15 protein-coding genes are annotated in these 20,608 nt (G+C 75.2%); 9 read left to right on the top strand and 6 right to left on the bottom strand.

What is annotated here, in order from left to right:
- The first annotated feature begins 90 nt into the window (after positions 1-90).
- The 3 genes from ABD946_RS36880 to ABD946_RS36870 are packed head-to-tail and all read left to right on the top strand — an operon-like array spanning position 91 to position 7,018.
- A complete protein-coding gene (locus ABD946_RS36880) occupies positions 91-3,333 on the top strand; it encodes an FtsX-like permease family protein (RefSeq protein WP_345290086.1) in 3,243 nt (1,080 codons plus the stop codon).
- A complete protein-coding gene (locus ABD946_RS36875) occupies positions 3,330-6,065 on the top strand; it encodes a hypothetical protein (protein WP_345290085.1) in 2,736 nt (911 codons plus the stop codon). Before ABD946_RS36880 ends, ABD946_RS36875 begins: the two co-directional genes overlap by 4 nt.
- Positions 6,062-7,018, top strand: a complete 957-nt coding sequence (locus ABD946_RS36870; RefSeq protein WP_380150122.1) for an ABC transporter ATP-binding protein — start codon at positions 6,062-6,064, stop codon at positions 7,016-7,018. Before ABD946_RS36875 ends, ABD946_RS36870 begins: the two co-directional genes overlap by 4 nt.
- A gap of 183 nt (positions 7,019-7,201) precedes the next feature.
- On the opposite strand, the gene ABD946_RS36865 is transcribed toward ABD946_RS36870, so the two are convergent.
- The 4 genes from ABD946_RS36865 to ABD946_RS36850 form a co-directional block, all read right to left on the bottom strand.
- On the bottom strand, positions 7,202-8,077 hold the full coding sequence (locus ABD946_RS36865; RefSeq protein ID WP_345290083.1) for a carbohydrate kinase family protein: 876 nt from the start codon (positions 8,075-8,077) through the stop codon (positions 7,202-7,204).
- Between the two features lie 95 nt (positions 8,078-8,172).
- Entirely contained in the window at positions 8,173-9,717 is a 1,545-nt protein-coding gene (locus tag ABD946_RS36860) for an MFS transporter (RefSeq protein ID WP_380150123.1), read from the bottom strand.
- Between the two features lie 70 nt (positions 9,718-9,787).
- A complete protein-coding gene (locus ABD946_RS36855) occupies positions 9,788-11,500 on the bottom strand; it encodes a DUF885 domain-containing protein (protein ID WP_345290082.1) in 1,713 nt (570 codons plus the stop codon).
- Positions 11,501-11,596: 96 nt separating this feature from the next.
- Positions 11,597-12,283, bottom strand: a complete 687-nt coding sequence (locus ABD946_RS36850) for a rhomboid-like protein (RefSeq protein ID WP_345290081.1) — start codon at positions 12,281-12,283, stop codon at positions 11,597-11,599.
- Positions 12,284-12,426: 143 nt separating this feature from the next.
- On the opposite strand from ABD946_RS36850, the gene ABD946_RS36845 reads away from it, so the two are divergent.
- Positions 12,427-13,194, top strand: a complete 768-nt coding sequence (locus tag ABD946_RS36845) for a TetR/AcrR family transcriptional regulator (protein ID WP_345290080.1) — start codon at positions 12,427-12,429, stop codon at positions 13,192-13,194.
- 142 nt (positions 13,195-13,336) lie between these two features.
- Here the strand turns inward: ABD946_RS36845 and ABD946_RS36840 are convergent, their stop codons facing one another.
- The gene (locus ABD946_RS36840; RefSeq protein WP_345290079.1) at positions 13,337-14,188 is read right to left on the bottom strand and encodes a fumarylacetoacetate hydrolase family protein; all 852 of its coding nucleotides are present in this window, start codon (positions 14,186-14,188) and stop codon (positions 13,337-13,339) included.
- A 199-nt stretch (positions 14,189-14,387) separates the two neighbouring features.
- Between ABD946_RS36840 and ABD946_RS36835 the strand changes: the two genes are divergently transcribed.
- The 5 genes from ABD946_RS36835 to ABD946_RS36815 are packed head-to-tail and all read left to right on the top strand — an operon-like array spanning position 14,388 to position 19,507.
- The gene (locus ABD946_RS36835; RefSeq protein ID WP_345290078.1) at positions 14,388-15,332 is read left to right on the top strand and encodes an STM4015 family protein; all 945 of its coding nucleotides are present in this window, start codon (positions 14,388-14,390) and stop codon (positions 15,330-15,332) included.
- The gene (locus tag ABD946_RS36830) at positions 15,329-16,408 is read left to right on the top strand and encodes an STM4014 family protein (protein ID WP_345290077.1); all 1,080 of its coding nucleotides are present in this window, start codon (positions 15,329-15,331) and stop codon (positions 16,406-16,408) included. The genes ABD946_RS36835 and ABD946_RS36830 overlap by 4 nt, the downstream gene beginning before the upstream one ends.
- A gap of 29 nt (positions 16,409-16,437) precedes the next feature.
- Positions 16,438-17,268 (top strand): STM4013/SEN3800 family hydrolase, encoded by an 831-nt coding sequence (locus ABD946_RS36825; protein WP_345290246.1) that lies wholly within the window; start codon positions 16,438-16,440, stop codon positions 17,266-17,268.
- On the top strand, positions 17,265-18,563 hold the full coding sequence (locus tag ABD946_RS36820) for an STM4012 family radical SAM protein (protein WP_345290075.1): 1,299 nt from the start codon (positions 17,265-17,267) through the stop codon (positions 18,561-18,563). Before ABD946_RS36825 ends, ABD946_RS36820 begins: the two co-directional genes overlap by 4 nt.
- Positions 18,560-19,507 carry an STM4011 family radical SAM protein gene (locus ABD946_RS36815; protein WP_345290074.1) on the top strand — a complete coding sequence of 316 codons (948 nt, stop codon included), beginning with the start codon at positions 18,560-18,562 and terminating at the stop codon, positions 19,505-19,507. Before ABD946_RS36820 ends, ABD946_RS36815 begins: the two co-directional genes overlap by 4 nt.
- Here the strand turns inward: ABD946_RS36815 and ABD946_RS36810 are convergent.
- On the bottom strand, positions 19,440-20,603 hold the full coding sequence (locus ABD946_RS36810) for a serine/threonine-protein kinase (RefSeq protein WP_345290073.1): 1,164 nt from the start codon (positions 20,601-20,603) through the stop codon (positions 19,440-19,442). The genes ABD946_RS36815 and ABD946_RS36810 overlap by 68 nt on opposite strands.
- Positions 20,604-20,608: the final 5 nt, after the last annotated feature.

The raw sequence follows: 20,608 nt of genomic DNA, 5'->3' as shown, positions 1-20,608 counted from the left end.
ACATCTCGATTCGCGCAAGACCCTTCCCGTAACGAACGATCTCTGACAGAGTCGTCCGCTATCCGGGACGGGGGTTTACGGGGAATGTTCATGTTCGTTCTGCGGCGCCTGCGTGGGCGGCTGCCGCTCGCCGCTGCGGTCCTGCTCATGGTGCTCACCACGACCACCGTGCTGACCGCGCTGGCGGCATTCGACCGCACGGTCGGCGAGGCCGGCCTCCGCCGTGCCCTGACCGGGGAGCCCCGGGCCGCCGTACTGGTGGGGACCGACCGTCAGAGTGCGCGCGAGAAGGACGACGCCGCGGTGGCCGCGTTCGGCCGCGAGGTGTTCGACGGGCTGCCGGTGACCACCCGCAGCGTCGCCCGCAGCAAGGCGTACGGGCTGCCCGCCAAGCAGGCCCAACCGGCCGACGCGCAGCCGGACTTGACCGTACTGGCCGCCCTCTCCCCCGACCGGGTCGAGCTGCTCGGCGGCCGGCTGCCGCAGCCGCCGCGGCCGGGCGCCCCGGTCGAGGTGGCCGCGCCGCAGGGCGCGCTCCCCCGGCTGGGCCTGGACGCCGCCGCGCTGCCCGCGAAGCTGACCATCGTCGACCGCTACACCAACGTCCCGCTCGACGTGCTGGTCACCGGCGTCTACCGGGCCGCCGACCGCTCCGCGGACTACTGGCGGCTGGACCCGCTGGGCGCCCGCGAGGTGCAGGTCAAGGGCTTCACCACGTACGGGCCGATGCTGGTGGACGACTCCGCGTTCACCGGCGGCCGGGTGGACCAGGGCGGCCGCAGCTGGCTGCTGACCACGGACTTCTCCACCGTCACCACCGAGCGGATGGCGTCGCTCCGGCAGCGTCTCCCGCAGCTGCGGGAGGACTTCCAGCAGCGCAGCGGGCTGCAGGCCGAGACCGGCCTGGCCGATCTGGTCGGCGAGCTGCGCTCGGCCGCGCTGGTGGCCCGGTCGACGCTGCTGATCGGGGCGCTCCAGCTGGTGGTGCTGGCGGTGGCGGCACTGCTGCTGGTGGTGCACCTGGTGACCGAGCGCCGCGCGGGCGAGAACGCGCTGCTGACCGCGCGCGGCGGCAGCCGGGCCCAGCTGGCCGGGTACACGGCGGTGGAGTCGGTGCTGCTCGCGCTGCCCGCCGTGCTGCTGGCCCCCCTGCTGGCGGGCCCGGTGCTGCGGCTGCTGGGCCGTCAGGAGGCGCTGGCGGGGCTGGCGCTGGACAGCACCGGCTGGTGGCAGCGCTGGCCGGTGGCGCTGGTCTGCGCGCTGGCCGGCGTGGTGCTGACCTCACTGCCCCGGGGCGGCGCGCAGCGCACCCGGTCCCGGCGGCAGGCGGTGGTGAGCACGGCCGCGCGCTCCGGCGCGGACGTGGCGCTGCTGGTGCTCGCGGTGCTGGCCTACCGTCAGCTGGCAGGCCGTACCGGCGGGTTGTCCACCGCCGCGGACGGCGAGCTCGGGGTCGACCCGGTGCTGGTCGCGGCGCCGACCCTGGCGCTCTGCGCGGGCACCCTGCTGGTGCTGCGACTGCTGCCGTTCGCGGCCCGCTGGGGCGCCCGGACGGCGGCCCGCGGCACGGGGCTCGGTCCGGCGCTGGCCGGCTGGCAGCTGGCCCGCCGCCCGGGGCGGGCGAACGGCCCGGTGCTGCTGCTGGTGCTGGCGGTGGCCACCGGCGTGCTGGCGCTCGGTCAGCACACCGCCTGGAGCCGCTCCCAGCACGACCAGGCCGACTTCGCCACCGGCGGCGGCCTGCGGATCTGGGGTTCGGCGATCGGCGTCCTCGGCCAGTCCGGCCGCTACGGCGCGCTGCCCGGCGGCGAGCGGCTCGTCCCGGCCTCGCAGGTGGACCAGAGCCTGCCCGCGGGCAAGATCGGCAAGCTGCTGCTGCTCGACACCGCCAAGGCGGCCCGCGAACTGCCCGTCCGCCCCGACCTGTTCGACGGCGTCCCGGCCCGGGACGTGCTCGGCCCGCTGGCCGGCGCGCCCGGCGGCGGCGTGCCGCTGCCCGGCAGTCCGGTGCGGATCGACCTGACCGTGGACGTGAAGCTGGGCCCGATGCCGGAGACCGCCTTCCCGCCGGACTCGGTCCAGGGCCCCTCGCTCCGGCTGATGCTCCGTGACCGGTACGGCCTGGTGCACCGGGTGTCGGTGCCCTCGCTCGGGACCGGCGGCGAGCGGACCGTCCGGGTCGACCTGGCCGCCCTGGCCGGCCCGCCGGTCGGCTCCGTCGCCACCCCGCTCACGCTGGCCGCCGTGCTGGTCAACTTCCCCCAGAGCTACGCCCAACCGGAGGGCGAACTGACGGTCCGCCGGCTCGCGGTGTCCGACACCGCCGACGGCCCGGCCGCGCCGGTGGCGCTGCCCGGCACCGGCTGGCAGGCGCACCAGGAGGCGGAGGTCCGGCCCGGCGAGTCGACGCCGAAGGACGCGCTCAAGGTGCTGCCCGGCCCGGAGGGCGGCCTGGCGATGGGGTACCAGCCGACCGGCGCCTCCCCCTTCGGCCTGGCCTCCGTCGTGCTGGCCCCGCCGGGGGCCCGGCCCGACGGGCGCCCGGACGACGGGCCGCTGCCCGCCGTCGCCACCCGGGACTACCTGGCCTCGATCGGCGCGAAGACCGGCGACCGGATCGAGGTCCTGGTCGGCGGGGTGAAGCTGCCCGTGCGGGTCGTCCGGGCGGTGGAGGCGCTGCCGGTGGCCGGGGCCACCGCGATCGCCGTCGACCTGCCGGCCGTGCACGGCCGGCTGGCCGCCCGCGGGATGGAGACCGGCGCCCTGATGGAGTGGTGGCTGCCCGCCGCCGCACCGGGCGACCGCGCCCCGGCCGTGGCCGCCGCCGCGCTGCGCGGCGGGCCCGGCCTCCAGCAGCTGGAGCTCTCCGGCGAGCGCGCCGACGCCATGCTGCGCGATCCGCTGAGCGCCGCCCCGCAGGGCGCGCTGGCCGCGCTGGCGGTGGTCTCCGCGCTGCTGGCGGCGATCGGCTTCGCGGCCTCCGCCGCCGCCTCGGCCACCGAACGGGCCGGCGAGTCCGCCGTCCTGCTGGCACTCGGCACGCCCCGGCGGCTGCTGACCCGGGCGGTGGCGGCCGAACAGGCCGTCCTGGTGCTGCTCGGCACCGGCGTCGGCCTGGTGCTCGGCGCCGCCCTGGTCCAGCTGGTGGTGCCGCTGCTGGTGCTCACCCCGGCCGCCCGGCAGCCCCTGCCCGAGGTGCTGGTCGGCCTGCCGCTCTGGCCCACCCTGGCGCTGACCGCCGCCACCGCCGGGCTCCCGCTGCTCACGGCCGCGCTCGGCGGCGCCCGTCGAGGCGGCCCGGCCGCCGGTCTGCGCCGCCCGGAGGAGTCATGACCGCTCAGCTGACCACCACCCCGGACGGGCCGGAGCCCCGGCACCGCCCCGCCGGCGCGCCCTGGGTCCGCACCCGTCTGCGGGCCATGCCCGCGGCCGCCCTGCTGACCGCGCTGCTCGCCCTGGTCACCGCCTTCCTGGCCGCCGCCCTCCCGCTGACCGCGGACCGGGGCGCCGACCGCGCGCTGCGCGGCTACCTGGCCGGTGCCGGCGAGGACGCCACCAGCCTGCACGCCGGCGCTCCCGGCCGGTACGGCAACGAGATCGCCTCGCTGGACTCCGTCGCGAAGCTGCTCACCGAGAAGATCGGCGCCGAGCTGCCGCTCGCTCCGGGCGGCCCGGTGTACGGCACCGGCGGCGTCCACTGGCAGGGGCTCAGCACCCCGGGGGTGGCCGCTCCGGACGGGGTGCCGCCGGAGCTCACCCTGCTCTACCTGCACGAGGCCGAGAAGCACCTCCGGCTGACGCAGGGTCAGTGGCCGACCGGTCGGCCGCAGGACGGCGAGCCCTGGCCGGTGGTCTTCTCCGAGGCCACCGCCAAGACCCTGAACATCCACCTCGGCCAGGTCCTGGACGCCGGAGCGGACGCGCGGTTCGGCGGCGAGGCCCCCCGGGTCAAGGTGGCCGGGCTGTTCACCGCCGACCCCAAGGACCCGTTCTGGATCGGCCACGGCTGCGCGCTGAAGGCCTGTCAGACCTACACCCGGACCCCGCCGTACGACATGTACTGGCAGGCGGCCGCCCTGGTCAGCCCCGACTACGTGAAGGCGGTCGGCGCCTGGGGCACCGGCACGATGGACTTCTGGCGCCTGCCGGTCAGCACCGAGGCGCTGCGGGCCGACCGGCTCGCCGAGACCTCCGGCTCGCTGGCCACCGTCACCTCCGGCCCGGTCGCCGCCTCCGTGGTCTCCGAGAGCCGGCGCGCCGACCTGCGGGTGGAGTCCCAGCTGCGCGCCCTGATCGACGAGGCCCGGGCCCGGCAGACCGCCGCCACCACGCTCACCTCGGTCGGCCCCGCCGGGGCCGCCGGAGTGGCCGCCGTGGTGCTCTGCCTGGCCGCCGCGCTGGCCGCCGACCGCCGCAGCGCCGAACTCCGGCTGCTCCGGGCCCGCGGCGGCAGCACCGGCGGGCTGGCCCGGCGGCTGCTCGCGGAGGGCGCCGTCACCGTGCTCCCCACCGCCGCGCTCGGCACCGCCACCGCCCTGCTGCTCCTCCCGACGTACCGTCACACCACCGCTCTGGTCGCGGCGGTGACGGTCACCCTGCTCGCCTGGCTGGCCTTCCCGGTCCGGGCGCTGCTCGCCCTGCGGGCCCCGAAGCCCGGCAGCCGCCGCCGGCTGATGGCCGAACTCCTCGTCCTGGCCGCCACGGTGGCCGCCGTGACGCAGGCCCGCCGCCGGGGCGTGACCCCGGTCGGCGAGGGCATCGACCCGCTGCTGGTCGCCGCCCCGCTGCTGCTCGCGCTCTCCGGCGCGGTGCTGCTGGCCCGGCTCCAGCCGCTGCTGATCGGCCTGCCGGCCCGGTGGTCCGCCCGCCGTCCCGGCGCGGTGGGCTTCCTCGGCCTGGCCCGGGCCGCCCGTGGCGGTCCCGGCGGACGGCCCTCGGTCCTGCCCCTGCTGGCCCTGCTGCTCGCGGTCGGCTGCGCCGCCTTCGGCTCCACCGCCCTGGCGGGGGTGACCACCGAGCGCGCCGCCTCCGCCCGCTACCAGGTCGGCGGCGACGCCACCGTCCGGGCCCTGGTGCCCGGCACCCTCCCGGACGGCTTCGCCGAGGCCGCCGCCCGGCTGCCCGGTGTCCGCACCGCCGTCCCGGTGCGGACCGAGGACGACCTGACCATGACCTCGGAGGACGGCGGCTCGGCCCGGGTCGCCCTGGTGGCCGCCGACCCCGTCCCGTACGCCGAGGTGGCCGCGGTCGCCGGGCGCGGCACCTTCGACCCCGCCCTGCTCGGCCCCGCCCGGGACGGCGTGCTGCCCGCCCTGGTCAGCCCCTCGATCCCGCAGGGCGACTACAAGCTCTACCTGCCCGGCGGCATGCTGCGGATCCACACCGTCGGCACGGTGGGCATGAGCCCCGCCGTGCTCGGCACCTCCATCCCGACGGTGCAGATCGCCGCCGTGCCGGCGGTCGGCCCGGCCAACAGCTGGCTCGCCACCGGCCCGGTCGACGAGGGCGCCCTGCGCGCGCTCGCCGAGAAGAGCTTCCCCCGGGTCGACGACGCCGCGGTGCCGGACGCGCAGAAGCCCGGCTTCAGCGTGCACACCAGCGCCGGGACGGTGCGCGCGCTCGGCGAGGACCCGCTCCAGGCCGCCGCCGAACGCACCTTCTGGGCCGCCGTCGCCACCACCGCCCTCTACGCGGTGCTCGCCGTGCTGCTCACCCTGGTCCGGGCCGTGCCCGAACGGGCCGCGCTGCTCGCCCGGCTGCGCACCATGGGCCTGATGCCGCGTCAGGGCCTGGCCCTGGTGCTCGCCGAATCGCTGCCCCCGGTACTGCTGGCCGCGGCCGGCGGAGCCGGGGTCGCGGTGGCCGCCGTCCTGCTGCTCGGCCCGGCCGTCGACCTCAGCCCGCTGGTCGGCACCGCCGTCGACCCCGGCCTGCGGCTGCTCACCGGCCCGGTCGCCGCCCAGGCCCTCGGCCTGGCCGCGCTGGCCACCCTCGCGGTGCTGGCCGAGGCCGCCGTCACCGCCCGACGCCAGATCACCACCGAACTGAGAGCAGGTGACCAGTGACCACCACCCCACCGCCCAGCCTGGCCGACCTCCGGGCCAAGGCGCTGGCCGCCGCCGCCCCGGCGGCCCCCAAGGGCGACGCCGCCATCGTCTGCGAGCGGCTGGTCCGGATCTTCACCACCGACAAGGTGGAGGTCCAGGCCCTCCAGGGTCTCGACCTGACCGTCGACCGCGGCGACCTGGTCGCCCTGGTCGGCGCCTCCGGCAGCGGCAAGTCCACCCTGCTCAACGTGCTCGCCGGGCTGGACACCCCGACCGCCGGCTCCGCCACCGTGGCCGGCTGCGACCTGCTCACCCTCGGCGGCAAGGAACTGCTGCGCTACCGCCGCGAGGTGGTCGGCTTCGTCTTCCAGCAGACCGCGCGCAACCTGCTGCCCTTCCTGACGGCGGCCCAGAACGTGGCCCTGCCCATGCAGTTGCGCGGCGGCTCCCGGAAGTCCGGGCGGCAGCAGGCCGCCCGGGTCGGCGAGCTCCTGGAGGCCCTGGAGATCGGCGAGTTGGCCGGACGCCGCCCCGCCCAGCTCTCCGGCGGCCAGCAGCAGCGCGTCGCCATCGCCGTCGCCATGGCCAACGACCCGGCCGTCCTGCTGGCGGACGAGCCGACCGGCGAACTCGACTCCGAGACCGCCGCCGGCGTCTTCGAGGCCCTGCGCACCGTCAACCGCGAACTCGGCGTCACGGTGGTGGTCGTGACCCACGACCCGATGGTGGCCGGCGAGGTCCGCCGCACGGTCGCCATCCGCGACGGCCGCACCAGCAGCGAGGTCCTGCGGCGCACCGTCACCGACGAGGACGGCCAGGAGAGCGTCAGCGAGCGCGAGTACGTGATGCTCGACCGCACCGGCCGGGTCCAGCTCCCCCCGAAGTTCGTGGCGGCCCTCGGCATGCAGCACCGCGTCGCGGCCGACCTGGCGGCCGACCACATAGAGATCCGCCCGGACGACCACACGTAGGACTCGGCCCGGAAGGGCAGCGACCTGGGGGCGCGAGGAACTGCGCGAATCGGAAGGCGGCCCACCGGCAACTGAACCACCGTCAGCCAGTTGCACGTGCTGCCGTTCCCCCGCGCGCAGTTCCCCGCGCCCCTGCGGGGCACGTCCCGGCACGCGCCCGGGATCGCCGCTACGTCCCTCGCGTCACCACGTGCGTACGACGGGCCCCGTTCCGGCGGCGGTGCAGGCGTACGCCCCGGTCAGTGCGCCCGCGTGGGCGGCGTCGAGCGGTGGGCGGCCCGCGAGCCAGGCGTGCAGGAAGCCGGCGACGTGGGCGTCGCCCGCGCCGTTGGTGTCGACCACGGGGCGGCCCGGGTCCACGGCCGGGACGTGGTGCAGGACAGAGGGGTCCTCGCGCAGCAGCACCAGGCTGCCGGCCGCGCCGTCGGTGGCGCAGACCACCCGCGCCCGGCCGTCCGCCAGGACGCGCCGCATCAGGTCCGCCGTCCGCCCCCGGCTCCCCGCCGCCGAGAGGAAGACCAGGTCGGCGTTGAGCGCGTAGTGCAGGTGGTGCGGGTTCTCGCCGTCCCAGTCGTGCAGGTCGGTCGAGCTGGTCCGGCCGAGCCGCCGGACGTCCTCGAACATGTCGCGGTTGACGCCGGTGATCGAGAGGTGGACGTGCCGGCTGCGCTCCAGGTGCGGCAGGTAGAAGGCGGACGGCAGCCGCAGCGCCGCCGGGTGCCGGCCGTCGTAGAAGGAGAACCGGCGGCCCTGGGCATCCACCAGGTTGACCGAGCGCGGGGTGCCGTCCGGGGAGACCAGGTGGTGGAACGGCAGCCCGTGGCGCCGGAATTCGGCCAGCAGCAGTTCGGCCTGCGGGTCGTCGCCCAGGTAGTCGAGGAAGGTGGTGCGCAGCCCCAGCCGGTGGGCTCCGAGCGCGACCCCGGTGCCGGTGTGTGCGGCGTGGTCCCGCACCGGTGGGACGTGCAGCGAGTCGGCGTCGGGCAGGTGGAGCCGGTCCACCCGGACGATGGTGTCGACGCCGGCTCCGCCGACCACCAGCAGGTCGTTCTCGGTCATGGCGGGAGTCAACCAGGGGCGCCCGCACGACGGCAATCCCTTGCGGGATCTTTCCGCAAGGGATTGCCGGGAGTTGACGCCCCGTCGGGCGGGGCTCAGACCGCCGCGTGCACCGTCCGCTCGGACTCCGCCTCCCCCGGGACGGGCTTGTGGTCGATCATCAGGAAGGCGATCACCGCCGCCGCGATCAGGATGCCCATGGCCACGACGGTGGCCACCGAGTAGCCGTGCACCGCGCCCTGGGCCTGCACCGCCGGGTCGGCCGCGTTCCGGCTCACCAGGTAGGTGGTGGTGACGCTGGCCGCGATGGTGTTGAGCAGCGCGGTGCCGATCGAACCGCCCACCTGCTGGGCGGTGTTGATGACGGCGGAGGCGGCGCCGGTCTCGTTCGGGGCGACGCCGAGGGTGGCCAGGCTCATGGTCGGCATGAAGATCAGGCCCATGCCGAAGCCGAGCAGCAGCTCGCTGGGCAGCACCATCGTCAGGTAGGAGCTGTCCACCTTGAGGTTGATCAGCCAGGCCATGCCGGCCGCGGCCAGCAGCAGCCCGGGCACCACCAGGTTCCGGGACGGCACCCTGGTCATCATCCGGGCCGCGAAGCCGGTGGAGGCCAGGATGATCGCCCCGGTCATCGGCAGGAAGGAGACGCCGGCCATGACCGGCGAGTACCCCTTGATCACCTGGAGGTAGTAGGTGAGGAAGAGGAACAGGCCGAACATCCCGATCATCGCCATGCCGACCGCCAGCGCGGCGCCGCCGCGGTTGCGGTCGCCGATGATGTGCAGCGGCAGCAGCGGGTGGGTGGTGCGCTTCTCCACCACGACCAGCAGGGCCAGCAGCAGCACGCCGAGCACCAGGCAGCCGAGCACCAGCCAGTCGCCCCAGCCGCGGCCGGTGGCCTCCGAGGTGCCGTAGACGATGGCCAGCAGGCCGCCGCAGCCGAGCACCGCGCCGGGCAGGTCGAGCCTGGTCCGGTGGTGCTTCTCCACGTGGTCGCGCTGGAGCAGGTAGAAGGCGCCGATCGCGGCGCCGAGGGCGATCGGGATGTTGACGAACAGGCACCAGCGCCAGTCCAGGTACTCGGTGAGCAGACCGCCGGAGATCAGGCCGATCGCCGCGCCGCAGCCGGCGATGGCGCCGAAGACACCGAAGGCGGTGGAGCGCTCCTTCGGGTCGGTGAAGGTGGTGGAGAGCAGCGAGAGGGCCGAGGGGGCGAGCACCGCGCCGAAGGCGCCCTGGAGGGCGCGGGCGGCGAACAGCATCCAGCCCTCGGTGGCCAGGCCGCCGATCGCGGAGGCCACCGCGAAGCCGAGCAGGCCGACGGTGAAGGTCCGCTTGCGGCCGAACAGGTCGCCGATCCGGCCGCCGAGCAGCAGCAGTCCGCCGAAGGCCAGCGTGTAGGCGGTGATCACCCACTGCCGGTTGGCGTCCGAGATGCCGAGGGCCTTCTGGGCGGATGGCAGCGCGATGTTCACGATGGTCGCGTCCAGCACGATCATCAGCTGGGCGATGGCGATCACGGCCAGTGCCCACCAGCGGCGGGAATCGGCCGTGCGGTCTTCGGGAGCGTGCAGATGGGACACCGTGGGCCGCCTTCCGGGGGACGCCGGAGAGAGCGCGCTCTCTCCGAGCTGCTCCATCCAGGAGATCCCTCGGACGGGTGAGCGGCAATTCGGCCGCCCGGGCCGGTGCCCGGGCGGCCGTCCGCCGCTACAGTGCGGCCAGCACCTCGACCAGGTCGTCCAGGCCCAGCGAGCCCTGGGAGAGCGCGGCCATGTGCCAGGCCTTCTGGTCGAACTCCTCGCCGCGGGCCGCGGCGGCGGCACGGGCCGCCTCGCGGCCGCGCAGCCAGGCCCGCTCGCCGAGCTTGTAGCCGATCGCCTGGCCGGGCAGGCCGAGGTAGCGGATCAGCTCGCTGTCCAGGAACTCGACCGAGAGCCCGCAGTAGCGGCCGAAGAACTCCCGGGCGTCGTCCGGCAGCATCGCCTCGCCGGGCTTGAACGGCGAGTCGGCCGGGAAGTCCAGGCCGACGTGCATGCCGATGTCCACGATCACCCGCAGCGCGCGCATCATCTGCGCGTTCAGGTAGCCGAGCCGGTGGCCGGGGTCGGTCAGGTAGCCGAGCTCGTCCATCAGGCGCTCGGCGTACAGGGCCCAGCCCTCCAGGTTGGCGCTCACGCCGCCGAGGGTGACCTGATAGGTCGACAGCCTGTCCGCGCAGTACGTCCACTGGGCCAGCTGGAGGTGGTGGCCGGGGACGCCCTCGTGGTACCAGGTGGAGACCAGGTCCCAGACCGGGAAGCTCTCCCGGCCCAGCAGCGGCAGCCAGGTGCGGCCGGGGCGGGAGAAGTCCAGCGAGGGGGCGGTGTAGTACGGGGCGGCGGCGCTGCCGGGCGGGGCGATCCGGGACTCGACCTGCAGCAGCGGGTCGGCCAGGTCGAAGTGCACGCCCTGGAGGTCGCTCATCGCCTGGTCCATCAGGCCCTGGAGGTACTCCCGGACGGCCTCCTCCCCCCGGATCGCCGGGCCGTCCTTCTCCAGCCAGGCCATCGCCTCCATCGGGGTGGCTCCGGGCAGCACCTTGCCGGCCTCGGCCCGCATCTGCGCGTCCAGCTCGTGGAACTGGCCCCAGGCCCAGGCGTACGCCTCGTCCAGGTCGAGGTCGGATCCGGTCCAGTAGCGGACCCAGCGGGCGTACCGCTCGCGGCCGACGGTGTCGGACTGGCCGGCGGCGGCCGCGCCGTAGACGTCGCGCAGCCAGTCGCGCAGCTCGGCGAAGGCCTCGGCGGCGGAGACGGCGGCCACCGTCAGGGCCTCCCGCTGCTCGGCGGGGGCCGGCTCGACGAAGCGGCCGAACCAGCCGCCCGGGCCGCCCTCCAGCCACTCCTCCAACTGGCCGACCACGGTGGTGACCTGACGGGGGCCCGAGAGCAGGCCGCGCTCGATGCCCTCGGCGAGCAGCTCGCGGTAGCCGGCCAGGGTGGCGGGCACCCGGGCGAGTCTGCGGCCGATCAGCTCCCACTGCTCCGGGGTCCCGGTGGGCAGCAGGTCGAAGATCTCGCGGACGCCGTGCAGCGGGGAGGAGAGGTTGCGGACGGCGCGGAAGTCCTCGCCGGCCTCGTGGACGGCCAGCTCCGCGGTCAGCCGCTCGCGCAGCAGCCGGGCGCAGCGGCGCTCGGCCTCGTCGGCGGCCGCACCGGCCGCCTCCGCCGCGTCCAGCCGCGCCAGGGTGTGGCGGGCCAGCTCGGCCACGGCGGCCTGGCCGGCCGGGGAGAGGTCGGGGAGCCGGTCGTCGTCCTGCGGCCCCAGCCCGAGGTAGACCGCGGTCAGCGGGTCGAGGGCGACCAGGGCGTGGACGTACGCGTCGGCGATGCGGCGCGGGGTGGAGCCGTCGCTGTCGGAGTTGATCAGTGGTTCAACCATCCGGACATCCTCGCGCAGGCGGGCCGGTTTGCAAGCCCCCCGGAGAGGGATGCCGGGGCGCCGCCGGAAACTGCCCCCGGCAGTTCGGACCGACCGTCAGGGGGCGGCACGGCGGCGCAGGGCGCGCAGGGCCTCGACCGGGTCCCAGACCGGGCGGCCGCGGGCGAAGCGGTAGAAGCTCAGGCCGATCAGCACCGAGCAGAAGTGGCCGAGGTCGGTGAAGGTGTGCGAGGTGATCAGCGGGAGGAGGTAGAAGAAGAGCAGGCCGGTGCCGTAGACCCAGCGCCAGCGGCCGGCGAACCGGTAGGTGAGCACGCCCTCGACCCCGGCCAGCGCGTAGGAGACCCCCACGTCCACCGTGGTGGCCATGTTCTCCGGCAGCCGTCCGGCGTCCACTCCCCAGGCGACGATGCCCTCGCTGATGAAGGTGGCCAGCACGTGCGCGGTGAGCGCGACGGCCAGCCAGCGCAGGGTGCCGAGCCAGCGCTCGGCCGGGACGTGGAAGACGTTGAAGATCACGAAGTAGAAGGGGAAGGAGGCGGACTCGGTCCAGATCGCGCTGGCCAGCAGGGCGTGCACCGGGTGCGAGCGCAGCTGGTCGATGTTGGTGGACCGCTTCCCCAGGAACCAGTCCAGGTTGGCCGGGTCGATCCGGGCCACCACGAAGCTGGTGCAGGCCAGCAGCAGCAGCCAGGTGAAGGTGCCGGGCGCCGCCCTGACGTACCGCCAGACCGCCTGCCCCGCGCGGGCGGCCGCGCCCCGGCGCACGGGCTGCTCGTTCACGCTCTCCTGCAACCCGACTCCCTCGCTGGTGCGGCCGACGCTGACATGATGGTCCGTTATGTCCGCTTCATCGGGCCGCCCCGCCGAAACCGGAGCAGATCGGGGGAGGGGTGGAGGCCGGGCGGGCGGCTACCCTGACGGCCATGACTGCGACGATCCCGACCACGGACCCGGCACCGGCACCGGCTCCGGCCACGGCCACGGCGGAGGTCCCGGCGGACCCGGCCACGGCGACGCGGCGGCCCGGATACCGGCGGCTGCCCGTGCAGCAACGTCGGGAGCAGCTGATCGCGGTGGCGCTGGAGCTGTTCGCCTCCCGCCCTCCGGAGGAGGTCAGCCTCGACGACGTGGCCGAGGCGGCCGGCGCCTCCCGGCCGCTGGTCTACCGGTACTTCGCCGGAAAGCAGCAGCTCTACGAGGCCGCCCTGCGCAGCGCGGCGGAGGAGCTGTCGGGCCGTTTCACCGTGCCGCCGGACGGCACGCCGACCGAGCAGCTGGCCGCGGTCCTGGACCGGTACTTCGAGTTCGTGGCCGAGCACCACACCGGGTACGGGGCGCTGCTGCGCGGCGGGTCCGTGGTGGAGACGGCGCGGACCGGGGCGATCGTGGACGAGGTGCGGCGGGTCGCGCTGCGGCGGACGCTGCGGCACCTCGGGGTGCGGGAGGCGGCGGGGCCGCGGCTGACCCTGCTGGTCCGCTCCTGGATCTCGGTGGTCGAGGCCTCGGCGCTGACCTGGCTCGACGAGGGGCGCCAGATCGAGCCGGAGTCGCTGCGGGACTGGCTGATCGACCAGTTCGTGGTGATGACCGCCGCGACCGCCGCCCACGACCCGCAGACCGCAGGGGTGTTGACCGCCCTCCTGGACCGCGACCCGCAGGCGGTCGCCCTCCTGCACCGCCTGGGCCGTTAGGGGCGCGAGGAACTGCGCGGGTCGGGAGGCGGCCCACCGGCAACTGAACCGCCGTCAGCCGGTTGCACGTGCTGCCTTTCCACCGCGCGCAGTTCCCCGCGCCCCCGGTGTGACCACTTCCGTCAGCCAGGTGCGCCGTTCGTCAGGCCTTGCCGAGGACCTGGCGTTGGCGGCCGAGGCCGGTGACCTCGAGTTCGACCACGTCGGCGGGCTGGAGGAACGGGGTGCCCGGGCGGCCGAGGGTGACGCCGGCGGGGGTGCCGGTGACGATGACGTCGCCGGGCTCCAGGACCATGAAGTGGCTGAGGTAGCGGACCAGTTCGACCACCGGGAAGATCATCTCGGCGGTGGTGCCGTCCTGCCGGAGCTCGCCGTTGACCCAGAGGCGCAGCCCCAGCTCCTGCGGGTCCCCGGCCTCGTCCGGGGTGACCAGCCAGGGGCCGAGCGGGGTGAAGGTCTCGGCGGACTTGCCCTTGTCCCACTGGCCGCCGCGGTCGAACTGGAAGGCCCGCTCGGTCACGTCGTTGACCACCGCGTACCCGGCGATCGCCGCGGCCGCGGCCTCGTGGTCGTCCAGGTACCGGGCCGTCCGCCCGATCACCACGGCCAGTTCGACCTCGTAGTCGGTCTTGGTGCTGCCGCGCGGCACCAGGACCTCGTCGTACGGACCGACCACCGTGTTGGAGGGCTTGAGGAAGACCACCGGCTCGGCCGGGATCGCCGCGCCGGCCTCCGCCGCGTGGTCACGGTAGTTGAGGCCGATCCCGACCACCTTGCCCGGCCGGGCGACCGGGGCGCCGGTGCGCTCGCCCTCGATCGAGGTGACCGGCAGCTCGCCGGCCGCGACGGCCCGGGCGAGCCCGGCCGGGTCGAGCGCGGCCAGGAAGGCCCCGTCGATGTCGCCGGTGATCCCGGAGAGGTCGTACGCGGTGCCGTCCTGCCCGAGCACCACGGGGCGCTCGGCGCCCTGGGGGCCGACTCGGAGGAGCTTCACTGCCCATCACCACCTGGTTCGTCGCATGCCATGGAGGAGCATCCGAGGTATATCAACCGCCGGAGCCTTCGATCCAGAGGTGTCCAGTCGGCGGATTCCTATCAATTCATCCAAGCCGCCGGAGCACCGATTCGGTGTCCAGCACGCTTGACAGCGGGCCACCGGTGCTCCGTCGGAGCTGACTGGTAGACAGGTGCCCATGGCGATCAGCAAGCACATCGAGGAGTTCCACGGGCTCCCGGTCCACGACTTCACCGACCACGAGGGCACGCCCGATGCCGGGCCCGCGCCGGAGTCGGTGGCCTGGCGGGTGCAGGTGGAGTACGACGGGGGCCAGGACTTCGCGGCGGTCTGGGCGGCCTTCACCGCGGCGGTGGACACCACGCGGGTGCGGGCCCTGGTGATCGGGCCGTGGTGGGAGGAGGAGTACGAGCTGGTGACCCCGGTGGTCACCGCGCTGGTGGCGGACGCCGCGCGCTTCCCGCAGCTGCGGGGGCTCTTCCTCGGCGAGGTCACCTTCGAGGAGTGCGAGATCTCCTGGCTCCAGATGGACGACGTCACCCCGCTGCTGACGGCCTATCCGGAGCTGACGGAGCTGGTGGTCCGCGGCGCCGACGGCGACTACGAGGGCAACGGCGGGCTGAGGCTGGAGCCGGTGAAGCACCAGCACCTGCGGGCGCTGCGCTTCGAGTCCGGCGGGCTGCCGGGCGAGGTGGTGCGGGCCGTGCTGGCCTCCGAACTGCCCGCGCTGGAGCGGCTGGAGTTCTGGCTCGGCACCTCCGACTACGGCGCCAGCTACACCGACGAGGACCTCGCCCCGCTGCTCTCCGGCGAGCTCTTCCCGGCCCTGCGCCACCTCGGTCTGGAGAACGGCATGCGGCAGGACGCGCTGGCCGCCGCCGTGGCCGCCGCCCCGCTGACCGCCCGTCTGGACGGGCTGAGCCTGGCCCTCGGCACCCTGACCGACGCGGGATCGGACGCCCTGCTCGGGCTGACCCACCTCAAGCGCCTCGACCTGCACCACCACTACCTCACCGCGGCCGCGCAGGAGCGGCTGCGCGCCGCTCTGCCCGGCGTCGAGCTGGACCTCTCGGGGGCCGAGGACCCGGAGGACGACTGGCGGTACGTGGCGAACGGCGAATGACGGTCCGTCACGCGGTCGTCGGCCACCCGGGCCACCGCCGGGTGGAGCTCTTCGCGGCGGCGGTCCGGGCGGCCGGGCTGCCCGAGCCGGTGCTGCTGCCCTGGCGGGAGGTGCTGCGCGGCGCGGTCGAGGTCCCCGAGGGCGCCGCCGTCCGGGTGGACTCCCCCGGCGAGGACCCGGAGGTGGACGCGCTGCTGCGCGGCCCCGGGTACGCGCCGACCCGGGTGGAGGGGAGCGCCGCCTGGTACGCCGGGCTGCTGCGCGGCCTGGGCACCCTGGCGGAGGCGGTCGGCCGCGCCCCCGGCGCCCGGCTGCTGGCCGACCCGGCCCAGGTGGCCGTGGTCTGCGACAAGCGGGCCACCCACGCACTGATGACGGCTCACGGCGTCCCGGTGCCCCGGGCGCTCGGCGGCGGGCCGGTCGAGGGCTGGGACGGGCTGCGCCGGCGGCTGGCGGAGGCGGGGCTGAACCGGGTCTTCGTGAAGCCCGCGCACGGCTCCTCCGCCGCCGGGGTGGTGGCGCTGGAGTTCGGCCCGCGCGGCCGGGTGCACGCCACCACCTCGGTGGAGCTCGCCCCGGACGGGCTGCACAACTCACTCCGGGTCCGCCGCTACACCGCCGAGGCCGAGATCGCCGCGATCGTCGACCGGCTGGCCCCGGACGGGCTGCACGTGGAGCGGTGGGTGCCCAAGGCCGCGCTCGGCGGCCGCTCGGCCGACCTGCGTCTGGTGGTGGTGCGCGGCGAGGTCACCCATGTGGTGGCCAGGACCGCCGCCGGACCGCTGACCAACCTCCACCTGGGCGGCCGCCGGGGCGGGCCGGCGGAGCTGCGGGCCGCCGCCGGCCCGCACTGGGCCGGGCTGCTGGAGCTCGGCGCACGGGCCGCCGCCTGCCTGCCCGGCCTGCCGATGGTGGGCGTGGACGTGCTGCCCTCGGCCGGCTGGCGGCGCTCGTACGTCGGCGAGGTGAACGCCTTCGGCGACCTGCTGCCGAACCTGCCCGGCCTCCCCGAGGGCCCCGCCCCCGGGCTCGACACCTACGGCGCCCAGATCGCGGCGCTGCTCGGAGAACAGTGAAGACACCCGACCTGCCCCACACCCCCGACATGAACGAGGTGGTCGGCAGCCACGACCTGCTGCTGGTCACCCTGGACACGCTCCGCTACGACGTGGCCGAGGAGCTGGCCGCCGCCGGGCGGCTGCCGAACCTCACCGCCGTGCTCCCGGGCGGCCGTTGGGAGCGGCGGCACTCCCCCGGCAGCTTCACCTACGCCGCCCACCAGGCGATCCTGGCCGGCTTCCTGCCCACCCCGGCCTCGCCGGACGGGCCGCACCCGCGCCTGTTCGCGGCCCGGTTCGGCGGCTCGGAGACCACCGCCGAGCGGACCTGGGTCTTCGACGCGCCCGACCTGCCCACCGCCCTGGCCGCCGCCGGGTACCGGACGGTCTGCATCGGCGGGGTCGGCTTCTTCAACAAGCAGGGTCCGCTCGGCTCGGTGCTGCCCGGGATGTTCCAGGAGAGCCACTGGGAGCCGGAGTTCGGCGTCCCCTCGCCCACCTCCTTCGAGGCCCAGGTGGCCCGCGCCGAGCAGGTCGCGGCGGCCCAGCCGCCGGAGCAGCCGCTCTTCCTGCTGCTCAACGTCTCCGCCCTGCACCAGCCCAACTGGTTCCACCTCCCCGGGGCCACCCGCGAGGACGGCGACACCCGGGCCAGCCACGCCGCCGCGCTGGAGTACGTGGACGCCCACCTCGGGCGCCTGTTCGCCGCGATGAGCGCCCGGCGGCCCTGCTTCGCCGTCGTCTGCTCGGACCACGGCACCGCCTACGGCGAGGACGGCTACACCGGCCACCGGATCGGCCACGAGGTGGTCTGGACGGTGCCCTACGCACAGTTCTTTCTGGAACAGCACAGTTTCTTGGAGCAGCAGCGTTCATGAGGCCCTATCAGTCCTACGTCTACGCCTACCCGCACAAGACCGCCTACCGGCCGCTGCGGGACCGCCCCGCGCTCTCCGAGCTCTGGCAGGACGAGCCGCAGCAGGCGCTCTCGCTCTACGTGCACGTCCCGTTCTGCGAGGTGCGCTGCGGCTTCTGCAACCTCTTCACCCGGATCGGCAGCCCCGACGGCCTGACCACCGCCTACCTGGACGCCCTGGAGCGGCAGGCCGCGGCCGTCCGGTCCGCCCTGGACGAGGGGGCCCGGTTCGCCCTGGCGGCCTTCGGCGGCGGCACCCCGACCTACCTGACGGCGGGTGAGCTGGAGCGGCTCTGCGACCTGACGGAGCGTCACACCGGCGTGGACCTGCGGGCCGTGCCGCTCTCGGTGGAGGCCTCCCCGGCCACCGCCACCGCCGACCGGCTGGCGGTGCTGGCCGAGCGCGGCACCACCCGGCTGAGCCTGGGCGTGCAGTCCTTCGACGACCAGGAGGCCCGGGCGGCCGTCCGCCCGCAGAAGCGGGCCGAGGTGGAGGCGGCGCTGGGCCGGATCCGGGCGGCCGGCTTCCCGGTGCTCAACGTCGACCTGATCTACGGCATCGACGGCCAGACCGGGGCCAGCTGGCTGCGCTCGCTGGACGCCGCGCTGGCCTGGCGGCCGGAGGAGCTCTACCTCTACCCGCTCTACGTCCGTCCGCTGACCGGGCTGGCCCGCCGGGAGACCCCACAGGACTGGGACGGCCGGCGCCTGGCGCTCTACCGGACCGGGCGGGACCACCTGCTGGCGCAGGGGTACCGGCAGGTGTCGATGCGGATGTTCCGCCGTGCCGACGCTCCGGCCGAGGTGGCGGGCGAGTACAGCTGCCAGACCGACGGCATGGTGGGCCTGGGCTGCGGGGCGCGCTCCTACACCTCCCGGCTGCACTACTCCTTCGACTACGCGGTGGACCCGAAGGAGGTGCGCTCGATCATCGACTCCTACGTGGCCACCGAGGACTTCGGGCACGCCGAGGTGGGCCGCCCGATGACCGGCGACGAGGCCCGCCGCCGCCACCTGCTGCAGTCCCTGCTCCAGGCCGAAGGACTCGAACTCGACGACTACCGGAGTCGGTTCGGCTCCACCCCGGCCGAGGACTTCCCGGCCGAGCTGGCCTCCTTCGACGGGCGCGGCTGGCTGTCGGAGACCGGTGGCCGACTCGCGCTGACCGCCGAGGGGCTGGCGTACTCGGACGCGGTCGGCCCCGCCCTGTTCTCCCCGGCGGTGGCGGCGGCGATGGCGGAGTACGAGCTGCGATGACCACCTTCCTCGGCCTGCCCGGCCAACCGGCGCCGGTGCCACCGGAGTTGACCGTCCTCTACCGGGGCCCGCTGTCCTCCTGCGACTACGACTGTCCGTACTGCCCGTTCGCCAAGCGGCGGGACAGCCCGCAGACTCTGCGGGCCGACCGGGCCGCACTGGAGCGCTTCACCGCCTGGGCGCCGTCCCAGCCCGGCCTCTCGGTGCTCTTCACCCCCTGGGGCGAGGGGCTGGTCCGTTCCTGGTACCGGCGGGCGATGGTGCAGCTCAGCCGGCTGCCGAACGTCCGCCGGGTGGCGATCCAGACCAACCTCAGCTGCCGCACCGGCTGGCTGGCCGAGGCCGACCTGGACGCCCTCGCCCTCTGGGTGACGTACCACCCCGGGCAGGTGGCCCTCGACCGCTTCCTGGCCAAGTGCCGGGAGCTGGACGCGCTCGGCGTCCGGTACAGCGTCGGCATCGTCGGCCAGCCCGAACACCTGGACCCGGCAAGGGAGTTGCGAGCGGCACTGAACCCGTCGGTCTACCTCTGGGTGAACGCCGCCGAGGGCCGCACCTACACCGACGCCGAAGCGGCCGACTGGCAGGCCCTCGACCCGCTGTTCGCCTGGAGCCGCCACCCGCACCCCAGCGAGGGCCACGCCTGCCGGACGGGCTCCTCGGTGGTCTCGGTCATGGGCGACGGCTCGGTGCAGCGCTGCCACTTCGTCCGTGCGCCGCTCGGCAACCTCTACGACGGCTCCTACCGGGCCGCCCTGGCCGAGCGGCCCTGCCCGCTGCCGGTCTGCGACTGCCACATCGGGTACGTCCACCTGGAGACCCTGCCGCTGTACGAGGTCTTCGGCGCGGGCGTGCTGGAGCGCGTGCCGGAGGCGCTCAGCGGCCCACCAGCAGGGCGAGTTGACCGCCCACCGGCCCCGCCTGGCCGCTCAGCCGGGCGGTGAACCGGGCCAGGTCCCGGGCGGCGTCCTCGGCCACCAGGCCGGTGACGCCGGTGGCCAGCACGTCCGCCATCAGCCCGGCCGCCTCGTGGTACCGGCCCTCGGCGGCCAGGCAGAGCGCCAGGTCGTGGCAGGCCCGCAGGGTGCGCGGGTCGTGCGGACCGCAGACCCGGGCGAACTCGCCGATCAGCGGCCAGAGCCGGCGGCCCGCCTCGGCCGGCGCCCCGGCCGAGGCCAGCGTCCAGGCCTCGTCCGCCCGTCGGCGCAGCTCGGCGGTGCTGGTCAGCGGGACCTCGGCCAGCCGGCGGGCCACCGTCAGCCCGTCCGGCGGCCGCTGCTCCGGGTCCTTGGCGAGCAGTTCGAGGATCAGCTCCTCCAGCTCGGCCGGCAGGCCCGGCACCCGCTCGCGCGGCCGCGGCGGCGGGTCGCTGACGTGGCCGTGCATCACCACGAAGACGTCCTCGGCGCCGAACGGCGGCTTCCCGACGCAGAGTTCGTAGAGGATGCAGCCGACCGAGTAGAGGTCGGAGCGGCCGTCCACCTTGGTGCCGGTCCAGCGCTCGGGCGCCATGTAGGGCGGGCTGCCGATCACCGTGCCGACGGTGGTCAGCCCGGCCGCCCGGCCGTCCAGCCGGGCGATGCCGAAGTCCAGCACCTTGGCGGTGCCGGAGTCGGCGATCATGATGTTCTCCGGCTTGATGTCCCGGTGCACCACCCCGGCCCGGTGGGCGGCCGCCAGCGCCTCGCAGACCTGGCCCAACCACCGGAGCACCTCCGGGAGTTCGAGCTTCACCTGGCGGGCCAGCGCGGACAGCGGGCGGCCCCGGACCAGCTCCATCACCAGGAAGTGCAGGCCCTCGCTCTCCCCCAGGTCGTGCAGGGTGACGATGTGCGGGTGGTTCAGCGAGGCCACCGCCCGGGCCTCGTCGGTGAACCGCTCCAGGTCGGCCGGGCTCCGGTAGGCCGCCTCGGAGATCACCTTGACGGCGATCTCCCGGCCCAGCCGGGTGTCCTCGGCGCGCCAGACCACGCCGAAGCCACCCCTGCCCAGCTCGTCCACCAAGCGGTACTTGCCGTCCAGCACGTCCCCGGCCTGCATCCTGC

The organism is Kitasatospora albolonga (assembly GCF_039535905.1).
Taxonomy (GTDB): Bacteria; Actinomycetota; Actinomycetes; order Streptomycetales; family Streptomycetaceae; genus Kitasatospora; species Kitasatospora albolonga.
The sequence above is the reverse complement of the archived record's forward strand: the minus strand, read 5'-3'. Positions and strand labels throughout refer to the sequence as shown.